Source organism: Sphingomonas beigongshangi (assembly GCF_016820445.1).
Lineage (GTDB): Bacteria > Pseudomonadota > Alphaproteobacteria > Sphingomonadales > Sphingomonadaceae > Sphingomonas > Sphingomonas beigongshangi.
This window is the reverse complement of sequence record NZ_JADHDT010000019.1, coordinates 1-2,262: the sequence shown is the minus strand read 5'-3', so window position 1 is coordinate 2,262 and position 2,262 is coordinate 1. Positions and strand designations below refer to the sequence as shown.

4 protein-coding genes are annotated in these 2,262 nt (G+C 64.2%); all 4 read right to left on the bottom strand.

Features of this window, described 5'->3' with window-relative positions; genetic code table 11:
• Positions 1-110: 110 nt before the first annotated feature.
• The gene (locus IQ292_RS17530) at positions 111-515 is read right to left on the bottom strand and encodes a hypothetical protein (RefSeq protein ID WP_203311591.1); all 405 of its coding nucleotides are present in this window, start codon (positions 513-515) and stop codon (positions 111-113) included.
• The gene (locus tag IQ292_RS17525; RefSeq protein ID WP_203311590.1) at positions 512-1,270 is read right to left on the bottom strand and encodes a spermidine synthase family protein; all 759 of its coding nucleotides are present in this window, start codon (positions 1,268-1,270) and stop codon (positions 512-514) included. The genes IQ292_RS17530 and IQ292_RS17525 overlap by 4 nt, the downstream gene beginning before the upstream one ends.
• A 2-nt stretch (positions 1,271-1,272) precedes the next feature.
• A complete protein-coding gene (locus IQ292_RS17520; protein WP_203311589.1) occupies positions 1,273-1,509 on the bottom strand; it encodes a hypothetical protein in 237 nt (78 codons plus the stop codon).
• Positions 1,510-1,572: 63 nt separating this feature from the next.
• Positions 1,573-1,779 (bottom strand): cold-shock protein, encoded by a 207-nt coding sequence (locus IQ292_RS17515; RefSeq protein ID WP_203311588.1) that lies wholly within the window; start codon positions 1,777-1,779, stop codon positions 1,573-1,575.
• Positions 1,780-2,262 lie beyond the last annotated feature (483 nt).

The following is a 2,262-nucleotide window of genomic DNA, read 5'->3' as shown; positions in this document are numbered from 1 at the left end:
CTCCTGCAGTGGTGCTTCAACACCTCCACTCTGGCACATCGATGCCGTCAGGGGGCGTCCACCCCAACGCAACTGGGTCAAGTCTGACACGCCTGGGCGTCAACCGTTGTTCAGCGCCGGGCTTGCAAGCGCCTCGCGTTTCCAGTGACCGCGGCGTGGAGCGGGGCCAGAGCCCGCCCGGCCGCCCCGACGGCGTGATATTGGATCCGTGCGCTTGATAAGGCAGCGCTCCCCACGGAGGGGTTAGGCTGCAACATCTCGGATTGGATCGCATGCATGTCTCGCGCCACCGAGAGGCTGGCCTTCACGAAAGCTTCGGTCTTCTCCGCCACCATTCTGTGAAGCTCGGGCCAATTGCCATGGAGCGGGTCGAAAGCGGCTGCCCCGATCATCGGCATGCGGGCGTTCAACACCGCCGGCACTGCGGCCATCGTCTCGAACATGCGAAGGCTGATGGTGCAACCCTCAATCCAGATGTCCAACCACAGGAGCGGCGATGGCGCGCGTTTCATCATGCCTCAACCCCAAACCGGGGAGAATCGGTGCCGCTCGATCTATCGCTTTTCCCATCCACCGTGGCGAGCCAGATCGTGTGATCCGGGTTATCCTCGCCTCGATCCGTGTCGATCCTGAACTCCTCGACGTCGAAGCCGGACGCATGCAGCTGATGGGAAAAGCCGTGGTCCGGGTAAGCCGACCAGATGGCGAGCACGCCGCCGGGTCGAAGCGCCGCACGCGCAGCACGCAAGCCCCAAGCGGAATAGAGCCGCTCATTGGCGAGGGAGATGAGCCCGTCGGGTCCATTGTCGACATCAAGCAGAATCGCGTCCAACCCACCGGCCTGATCGACGATCAGGTCGTGGACATCCCGTACTTCAACCGATACCCGCGGGTCTTCAAGAGAGTCGCCGAACAAATGACGCAGGTGGCCGCGAGCCCAGGACACGATCTTGGGCACAAGCTCGGCGACGACGATGCTGGCGCCCATCGGAAGTGTGGCTCGCGCCGCGGCCAGGGTGAATCCCATGCCCAGCCCGCCGATCAGGACCCGCGGTTGTTCGCCCAAGCCCTCAAGCGCCAATGTCGCGAGCGCCTGCTCCGATCGGTAGGACCAGCTTCCCATCAGCTGCTCGTGGCCGAACATGATCTCGTAATGAGGCCCATGTCGAAGCAGACGCAGTTCACCGCCGCCGGGTATCTCGGCCGTGTCGACGAGCAGACCTGCCCGCTCTCCCGGGTTTCCGCTGAGCGCAGCGTCAAGCGTCGCCAACGTCAGGTGTCGCGACGAACGAGTGTGGCAAGTCCGCGGTCGGGATTCTCGCTCGGGTCGCCCAGCAGCTTGTCCGCCGCGGCCTTGGTGCGCGTCGCGTCGACTCGTTCGCTACGAACGGCGAGTGCATCCCAGGCCTGCGCTGCACGTTCGCACCGCTCGCGCACGTTCTGGAGGGATGTTTCCTCGGCGGCCAGCCGCTGACGAGCGGCCTCGTCTCGATAAAGTGGTAAGGACATGATGGCTCCTGCGCGAATGGACGGTTTGGCGGAGACCCGAGGGCCTCCGCCGATCGGCCTTGCTCAGGCTGCCTGCAGGTTCACCGCTGAGGCCTTGCCGCGGCGATCCGTCTCCAGCTCGTAGGAGACGCGGTCGTCCTTGTTGAGCGTGCGCATGCCGGCGCGCTCGACGGCGGTGATGTGGACGAAGGCGTCGGTGCTGCCGTCCTCGGGCGCAATGAAGCCATAGCCCTTGTCGGCGTTGAAGAATTTGACGGTGCCGGTGATCATATGGGTATCCTTTGTCCCATGCGTGGTCGGGCATGCGCCAACAGCGGCGCATCCCGGCTTCGTGAGGCTAGAAAGGGACAAGGGGAGCCTAAGCGGCCCGATATCCGTCGCAGGCGACGTTTAGCCGGACTGATATAGGTGATCGGCGTCGGAAAGCTAGGGCGAGCATGGTGGATATCTTCGCTGCACTTGCGCGGCGTGGGACGTCCAGTCCGGCATGAGGTTTCGCATCCGCCACACCACGACCTATGGCTATCGCGGGCCGGTGCATCTTGGCTCACCGATTGCGGCTCGTGCCGAGCGGCGATCACCACCTGCGGGTGCTCTCGGGCGTGCTTAATTGTCAGCCGGCGCCCGACCTGGAATGAACGAAGGACGTGTTCGGCAACGTCGTCGTCACCTGCCGCTGAACCGCGCCGGGTTTGCCGGAGGCCGTTGGATGTGAGTCACGCTGCCATATCGACGATGTTTGCGGCAGCATAG